Here is an 8,819-nt window from a genome sequence, read left to right as displayed (position 1 = left end):
GGGCGGGGCCGGCGCGCTCCCCGGCCAGAACGGCGCCACCGCACCGGGCCAGGGCGGCACCGGCACCACCCCGGGTGTTGGCGGCGCCGGCACTGCTCCTGGCGCTGGCGGCACCGGCACCACACCTGGCGCTGGCGGCCGAGGTGGCATGGGTGGCCTGTTGGACGCGGCGAAGCCGAGCCAGGAGATCGTCAACCTCTTCCAGGCGGATGCCGACAGGTACACCTGGGTCGCCGCCGCGGTCGGTTCCAACAGCGCCGCCGGGTACCAGCTGGCTACCGGTGAGCCGGTGATGCCGATCGGCGGCTTCAACGGCAGCGACCCGTCGCCGACGCTGGCCCAGTTCAAGCAGTACGTCAGCGAGAAGAAGATCCACTATTTCATCGCGAGCGGCGGCTTCGGCCGGTCCATGGGCGGCAGCAGCGACTCCGGCGACATCGCGACCTGGATCGAGGCAAACTTCGCCACCAAGACGGTCGGCGGGGTCACCCTCTACGACCTGACCACTCCGAAGGCGACCTCCTCGTCCTCGACCTCCGGCACCTCCACCGCCCGGACCACCTGATCCACCGGTCCCGGCGGGTACGTCCCCGTCTCCCCGGCGGCCGACCCAACCGGCCGCCGGGGCCCGGACTGCCTGCCCCACAGTCCATCCATCCCAGGACCACCTGACTCGCCGGTCCGCCCGGACTGCCCGGACTGCCCGGACTGCCCGAGCCCATGGGTCAGCCCACCCAGGACTGTTGCCCAGGCCCCGCTGCCTGGCCCGGCAGCCGTCAGGCCGTCAGGTCGGCCGGCCGCATGCTCCAGCCAACTTCCCTCTCGGGCTGGGGCATGCGGCCCGCTTGCGTCCTCGGGCCCTGTCACATCCGCTCACCAGAACCCACCCGCATGGGTGACCCCGGCACCTTTCACAGGTGCCGCACAGGATCGGCACACGGGTGCCACAGCTCACCGACCGAGAGTGAGTGTCATGACGACGTCGATGCGATCCCCGGCGACCGGTACTTCCACCACCGCCCCCGTGCAGCGCGTTGCCGGCGGGTGGGCGCGCACCAGGGCGGCGATCCTGGAGGACGAGCACTCTGTGGACGAGAGTCACCCCGTCCCCGTCCCCGTCTTGGACGTCGTCGTCCCGGTGTACAACGAGCAGGACGATCTTGCACCCTGTGTGCGCCGGCTGCATGCGCACCTGCAGGACAGCTTCCCCTACCCGTTCCAGATCACGGTGGCGGACAACGCCAGTACCGACAACACCCTGGCCATCGCCCAAGTCCTCCAGGAGGAACTGCCCGGCGTGCGGGCCTTCCACCTGGACGCCAAGGGACGCGGCCGGGCGCTGCGGTCAGCGTGGAGCGAGTCGTCCGCACCGGTACTCGCCTACATGGACGTCGACCTGTCCACCGATTTGGCTGCCCTTCTTCCTCTGGTCGCGCCACTGATCACCGGGCACTCCGACCTCGCGATCGGCACCCGGCTGTCCCGCGCCTCCCGGGTGGTGCGTGGGCCGCGGCGCGAGGTGATCTCCCGCTGCTACAACATGATCCTTCGAGGGACGCTGGCCGCCCGTTTCTCCGACGCCCAGTGCGGCTTCAAGGCGATCCGCGCGGACGCGGCTGCCGCCTTGCTGCCGCTGGTCGAGGACACCGGCTGGTTCTTTGACACCGAGCTGCTCGTCCTCGCGGAACGGGCCGGGATGCGCATCCACGAGGTGCCAGTGGACTGGGTCGACGACCCGGACAGCCGCGTCGACGTGGTTGCCACGGCCGTCGCCGACCTCAAAGGCGTCACCCGCCTGCTGCGCGCGCTCGGCAGCGGCGCGCTTCCCTTGGCGGACCTGCGCCGCGAGTTCGGCCGCGGACCGCTCACCGCCGCGGCCGGCAGCGCTCTGAACGGCGGGCACACCGATGGTTCGGCGGACACAGGAGGCGGCGTGCAGGTTCCGGGAGTGCCACGGGGGCTGCCACGGCAGCTGGTGCGGTTCGCCGCGATCGGCGTTGCCAGCACCCTGGCCTACCTTGTCCTGTTCGTCCTGCTGCGGACGGCCACCGGCGCCCAAACCGCGAACCTGCTCGCCCTGCTGATCACTGCAGTGGCGAACACCGCGGCGAACCGCCGGCTCACCTTCGGCCTCACCGGCCCTGAGCAGGCCGGCCGCCACCATCTGCAGGGCCTCGTCGTCTTTGCCATCGGCCTCGGCCTGACCAGCGGCTCCCTCGCTCTACTGCACGCCGGAAGCGCTCATCCCGGACGCGGCCTGGAAGTCACCGTCCTCGTTCTGGCGAACCTGCTCTCCACCATCATCCGCTTTCTGCTGATGCGCGCCTGGGTCTTCCGCCCCCGCCCCGCCGCCAGCCAGCCCTCCTGACCTACGCCAGCCATATTCCGACCCCTCCTGGCACTCGCACTCCGATCACCCCTGGCACTCGCACTCCGATCACGGTCGACGCTCATGCTCCGGTCAAGCCGTTACTCCACCGACTCGCTTCTGCCCTGCGCGCTCGACGCCGGGCCGGCTCCGCTCCCAGCCAGACTCCCCTGGGACGGGCCGGTCCGGCGTCTGACGTCTGACGTCTGACGGCCGAGGGCTGACGACCGAGGGCTGACGACCGACACCGGTGGATGAGGGCTGGTACTCCTCATCCACCGCTGACGTGGCCGTGGCCCCATCACCACTATCCCAGCCGGATCCGACGGAACAGCACTTTTCCACAGGACACACCCATATAGTCATTTCGCATAGTCCGTTTGGGGCAGACGCTATCCACAGGGCTATATTTTCCACAGATTCAAACAGATGTTCGACATCCTGGGTGGGTTGAGCTATCGTCGGATCATGCTTTTTCATCCGGATGGCGCCGCCGGCCCTGAACCGCCCGGAAGCCCCGCAGGTGGCCCTCCCCCCAGCACGGCTCACGATTTTTCTGCCAGCCTTACCGACGCCGCTCCCAGCAAGGACGAGGATGCTCCCCTAGGGTCTGGTGACAGCGACTCCCTTTCCTTTCACGAGGGCCTCCCCGATGAGGGAAGAGGCAGTTTCTTCGAGGATTCCTCCGCAGCATGGTCCGGCTGGCCGGAGGATTGTGCCGTGGCCGGGGACGGCCCGTTCGAGGATTCCGCGGCCAGCGAGAGCGGCTGGCCCGGGGAGGATGCCGACCGGCCGGCCGGTGCGCGGGATCCGGCGAAGCTGCTGGGGATGCTGGCCTCGACGGTGGAGAGCCTGCTGTCGGCGCAGACATGGCGCTGGTCGCCTGACGACGTCAGCGAGACGATCATCACGGTGCATGAGGTGGTAGCTCAGCTCTCCGCACTCCGCGGCCTGGCGCTGGTGGAAGCACGGACACGAGGCCCGGCCGGGCGGGTGGGAGCTTCCGATCTTGCAGGGTGGCTGGCGGAACGGCTGCTGTTGCCGCAGTTCGAGGCGAATCGAATGGTTGCCCAGGCCCGGGATCTGTTCGAAAGCCCCTATCGGGCAACCGGCGAGGCCCTGGCCACCGCCCGGATCAGTCCCAGCCATGCCCAGGTCATCGTCGAGTGCATGCGTGCCATGCCCGCCGATCTGCCCGATGCGGTGCGGGTGCAGGCGGAGTTGTTCCTGGTCGAGCAGGCCGGACTGATGGACTGGAAGCGGTTGAAGAAGGCCGCGATCAAGCTCCGCGAGCAGCTCACCGCGGTCGATACCTCCCCCGGTGGAGATGACCCCCACGAGGATGGCCGTACCGGCGAACACTCCCGGTCCAGCAACCGGCGCCGTACTTCGAACACGAGCAGCAATGATGGTTCGGCCGGCAGCGAGAGCGGCGAGGCCGGTGGAAACGGTGCGGGCGGTAACGCAGATGAGCCTCCCGGTCGCACGGGTGGCGGCACAACGAGTGGGCGGGATCCGCGGGCGGCTCGGTCACTTACGTTCTCGGATACTTCGAACGGCACAACGGTGATCCACGGGGAACTCGACGCCGAAAGCGCCGCGCTGCTACGCACCGCCCTCGACGCGCTGTCCGCTCCTGCCCCCGCGCAGAACGGAGAACGTGATCCGCGCAGCCCCGCACGGCGCCGGGCGGATGCGCTGGTCGAGTTCGTCCGCCGGGCGCTGTCGGCCAACGTCGGCCCGGCTGCCGGTGGCACTCGGCCGCATCTCAACGTGACGATCAGCTGGGAGACGTTGTTCGCTCACGCTGCCGAGCCGGGCATGACCGACTGGGGGCTGCCGCTACCCCGAGAGGTCATCAAGCGAATCTGCTGCGACGCGGAAGTCACTCGGATCATCCTCGATCCGAATGGTGTTCCCCTCGACGTCGGTCGGTCGGAAAGAATCGTTCCCACGAACATGCGACGGGCGCTGGTAAACCGGGATCAGATGTGCACGTTCCCGCATTGCGATCGACCGCCGTCCTGGTGCCAGGCACACCACGTCAAGACGTGGTTGGAGGGCGGCCTGACAAAGCTTGACAATCTTGTTCTGCTCTGCGATCACCATCATGATCGAGTGCATCAGGAGAAATGGGAGATCGTCATGAGCGAGGACCGAAGGCCCTCGTTCATCCCGCCCGCTTTCATCGATCCGCAACGCCGCCCGCGACGGAATCCGAACTGTCAGCCACTCCCGGATCTGTTCGGCGATACAAGACGCTGATGGCATTCCCCGGAATATTCGGGCGAACATCCGGCTGGACACCAGCCCGAGATCGTCCCAGCTCGGGCTGGTGTCCTGGCGGATCCGATGGCTGGCGGCCGCCGAGCCGACGTCTGTCGATATCGGCTGCCCGAACATCACCGCAGACGTGGGCGTAGCGGGGTCGCCGTCGGTGCAGCATCGCCGCTGCTGCCCGGCAAGAAGACCGCGGTTCACCGGGCAGCGCCCTGGCCACCCCGGCCCGAAGCAGGACCCCGCCAGTTCGGCGGAGTCAGCAGGGCAGGGGCGACAGAGGCAACCGGCGCGGATAAAGGCAGCAAGAAGGAAGCAAGCACGAACGGTGCCAGCAGCACCAGAGAGGCGGGAAGGGACCGAATGGCTAGCTGGTCAGGGGCGCAGGGTGAGCAGCAGATCACCGACCTCGACGGAATCGCCGCTGGCGCGGACGAGTTCGGCGATGGTGCCGGCGGCGGGGCTGGTGACGGCGGCCTCCATCTTCATGGCCTCGACGACGGCGAGTTTCTGGCCGGCGGTCACCGTGTCGCCGACGCCGACGACGAAGGTGACGATGCCGGGCAGGCCGGCGCCGACCTGGTTCGGGTCGCTCGGGTCGGCGCGACGGGACGCCGCCGTCGTGGCGGTGATGGAGGTGTCGCGGACGCGCACCGGGCGGGGTTGGCCGTTGACCCGCAGGTACAGGGTGCGCAGGGCGGAGTCGTCCGGCTCGGACAGGGTCTCCAGCTCGACGATGATCTCCACACCGGGTTCGAGGGTGACGGCGAACGGCACGCCGGGGCGCAGGCCGTAGAGGTAGCCCTCGGTGGGGATGACGGACGTGTCGCCGTAGGTCTCGACGGCGCTCAGGTAGTCCTTCCAGGGGCCGGGGAACAACAGCCGGGACAGGGCCGCGCGGCGCCGGGCGCTGCCGCCGGCGAGTTCGGTGGTGTCGGCGTCGTCCAGGACGGCCGACGGGGGTTCGGGGTGGCGTCCTGCCAGGGCACGCTCGCGGAACGGTTCAGCGAAGCCGGCCGGGGGGGTGCCAAGCTCCCCGGCGAGGTAGCCCAGGACGCTGGCGGGCAGATCGAAGCGCTCCGGGTGTTCGCGCAGCAGGTCGACGTCCACGCCGCCGCCGACGAGGAACAGGGCCAGGTCGCCGACGACCTTGCTGGTCGGAGTCACCTTGATCGGCTTGCCGAGCAGGTCGTTGGCGACCGCGTAGGCCTCCTGCACCGCGGGCCACCGGTCGCCCAGACCCAGCGCGATGGCCTGCTGGCGCAGGTTGGTGAGCTGGCCACCGGGGATCTCGTGCCGGTAGACGGCGCCGGTCGGCGCGCGCAGGCCGGCCTCGAACGGCGCGTACAGGTCGCGCACCGCCTCCCAGTAGGCCTCCATCGACGACAGGGCACCCAGGTCGATGCCGGTGGCACGCGGCGTGTGGTCGGTGGCGGCGACCAGCGCGGACATGTTCACCTGGCTGGTGCCGCCGGACATCGGGGCGGCGCAGGCATCGACCGCGTCCACGCCGGCCGCCGCGGCGGCGAGCAGGGTGGCGAGCTGGCCACCGGCGGTGTCGTGGGTGTGCAGGTGCACGGGGACGTCGAACCGTTCCCGCAGCGCGGTCACCAGCGTCGAGGCGGCGGTGGGGCGCAGCAGGCCGGCCATGTCCTTGATTGCCAGGACGTGGACGCCGGCGGCGACGAGCTGCTCGGCCAGGCGCAGGTAGTAGTCCAGGGTGTAGATCTGCTCGGCCGGGTTCGACAGGTCGCCGGTGTAGCACAGGGTGCCTTCGGCGATCGCGGTTCCGGTGGCGAGCACGGCGTCGATCGCCGGGCGCATCTGCTCCATGTCGTTGAGCGCGTCGAACACCCGGAAGATGTCCACGCCGGTGGCCGCCGCCTCCGCGACGAACGCGCGCACCACGTCGTCCGGGTAGGGGGTGTAGCCCACGGCGTTGCGACCGCGCAGCAGCATCTGGATGCACATGTTCGGCGCGCTCGTGCGCAGCGCGGCGAGGCGCTCCCACGGATCCTCCGCGAGGAACCGCAGCGCCACGTCGTAGGTCGCCCCGCCCCAGGCCTCCAGGCTCAGCAGGTTCGGGGTAAGCGCGGCGAACGCGGGCGCCGCCGCGAGGATGTCGAAGCTGCGCAGCCGGGTTGCCAGCAGCGACTGGTGCGCATCACGCAACGTCGTGTCGGTGACAGCCAGCGTTTCCTGCGCCCGCAGCCGCGCCGCCCACCCCGTGGGCCCGAGCTCGGCCAGCAACTGACGCGATCCCTTCGGCACCGAAAGCCCCAGGCTCAGGCCGCTGGCAGGGGTGAGTGCCCCGAGCGCGCCGCCGCTGGCCGTCGTCCCGCTGTCAGCGCTCGAACCCGACGGGGAACCGAAGCCGGGCGTGGTGCGCAGGCCGATCAGGGCGCCGGGGCCGAACGCCACCCGGCCGGGACCGACGGGCGCCAGCGGCAGCTCCGGCAGAACCGTGCGTGGGTCGACGAGCACGCCCGCCGGGCGGAGCAGGCCGTTGACGGTGCTCTCGGCGAGGCGGGCGAGCATGCGGCTGGTCCGGTCGGTGCCGCGGCCCGGGACCAGCAGCTCGGGGCGCTCGTCGATGAACGACGTGCTGACCCCGCCGGCGAGGAAACCGGGATCGACGAGGACCCGGCCGAGGAATTCGATGTTGGTGCGGACGCCGCGGATGCGGAACTCATCCAGGGCCCGCCGGGCGCGGCGCGCCGCCTTCTCCAGGGTGCTGCCGCGGGTGGTCAGCTTCACCAGCAGCGAGTCGAAGTACGGGCTGACCTCAGCACCCGCATACGTCGCCCCGTCCAGACGAACGCCCGGGCCGCCCGGCGACTGGTAGAAACTGATCGTCCCGGTGTCCGGACGGAAACCATCGGCCGGATCCTCGGTCGTCACCCGGCACTGGATCGCGGTGCCGCGCAGGGCGATCCGGTCCTGGTGCAGGTTCAGATCGGCGAGGCTCTCCCCGTCAGCCACCCGCAGCTGCGCGGCCACGAGGTCGACGCCGGTCACCTCCTCGGTGACCGTGTGCTCCACCTGGATCCGCGGGTTCATCTCCATGAACGTGTACGTGCCGTCCGCACCCAGCAGAAATTCGACCGTACCTGCATTCACATATCCGACATGCCGCGCGAAACGCACGGCATCCGCACAGATACTCGCCCGTACCGCCTCGTCCAGCTCCGGCGCCGGCGCGATCTCGACGACCTTCTGATGGCGCCGCTGCACCGAACAGTCCCGCTCGTAGAGGTGAATGATGTTGCCGTACGAGTCGGCGAAAACCTGCACCTCGATGTGCCGCGGCCGGTCGACGGCCTGCTCGAGGAAGACCGTGCCGTCGCCGAACGCCGCCGCGGCCTCCCGCGACGCACTGCCCACCGCATCCGCGAGATCCGCCGGATGCACCACCCGGCGCAGCCCACGTCCGCCGCCACCCGCCGATGCCTTCACGAACAGCGGGAAGCCCACCGCCTCGGCCGCCTCGAGCGCACCCACGCCATCCGGCAGCGGCGCCGACGCCCGCAGCACTGGCAGCCCGGCGGCCAACGCCGCGTCCCGCGCCGCCACCTTGTCCCCGGTCAGGCGCAGCACCGCCGGCGGCGGCCCGACGAACGTCACCCCCGCCGCCGCACACGCCTCGGCCAACACCGCCGACTCCGACAGGAACCCGTAGCCCGGATGCAGCGCATCGGCCTCGGCCTGCTTGGCCACCGTCAACAACGCATCGATGTCCAGGTAGCCCCGTACCGGATGCCCCGGACCACCGATCTCGTAGGCCTCGGACGCCTTGGTGCGATGAAGAGCGGACACGTCCTCCGGGGTGTAGACGGCAACCGTGCGCAGGCCCAGCTCATGGGCGGCACGAAAGACTCGAACGGCGATCTCACTGCGGTTTGCGACCAGGACCTTGCGCACACGCGCCTCCTCGGACGGGTGCGCATCATTGTGGGGTGCAGGCCCACGCACACGCCAAAGCAACGTGTCCTTCGCCATATCAGCCGTCCTGATGTTTATCTTCTTCCGCTCCCGAATCCCTCCGGTGCGGGGCGACGAAGCACTATCGGCAACGGTGAGGAGTGTCTGACGGTCAGTAGCCCAGATCTTTCGCGCCTGGACCGGGTGTGATCGTGGGCTGATGTCCCACTCTTGTTGATGTTGAGTTATGCCG

The 8,819-nt window shown here is 69.7% G+C and carries 3 protein-coding genes and 1 pseudogene; 3 read left to right on the top strand and 1 reads right to left on the bottom strand.

Annotated elements, in window-relative coordinates; translation table 11 throughout:
• The 3 genes and pseudogenes from ND747_RS28935 to ND747_RS28925 all read left to right on the top strand — a co-directional run.
• Positions 1-565: pseudogene (locus ND747_RS28935) on the top strand (glycosyl transferase); the annotation flags it as partial.
• 408 nt (positions 566-973) lie between these two features.
• Positions 974-2,368 (top strand): bifunctional glycosyltransferase family 2/GtrA family protein, encoded by a 1,395-nt coding sequence (locus tag ND747_RS28930; protein WP_251737426.1) that lies wholly within the window; start codon positions 974-976, stop codon positions 2,366-2,368.
• A 720-nt stretch (positions 2,369-3,088) separates the two neighbouring features.
• Positions 3,089-4,633 carry an HNH endonuclease signature motif containing protein gene (locus tag ND747_RS28925; protein ID WP_251737425.1) on the top strand — a complete coding sequence of 515 codons (1,545 nt, stop codon included), beginning with the start codon at positions 3,089-3,091 and terminating at the stop codon, positions 4,631-4,633.
• Between the two features lie 387 nt (positions 4,634-5,020).
• Here ND747_RS28925 and ND747_RS28920 read toward each other — a convergent pair whose 3' ends face one another.
• Complete coding sequence (locus tag ND747_RS28920) at positions 5,021-8,566, bottom strand: pyruvate carboxylase (protein WP_251737424.1); 3,546 nt, start codon at positions 8,564-8,566, stop codon at positions 5,021-5,023.
• Positions 8,567-8,819: the final 253 nt, after the last annotated feature.

Origin of the sequence: Frankia sp. R82 (assembly GCF_023716925.1) — a bacterium.
Taxonomy (GTDB): domain Bacteria; phylum Actinomycetota; class Actinomycetes; order Frankiales; family Frankiaceae; genus Frankia.
The sequence above is the reverse complement of the archived record's forward strand: the minus strand, read 5'-3'. Positions and strand labels throughout refer to the sequence as shown.

Coding starts and splice junctions, on each gene's coding strand:
- ND747_RS28930 (WP_251737426.1), top strand. CDS start 974: ATGACGACGTCGATGCGATCCCCGGCGACCGGTACTTCCACCACCGCC.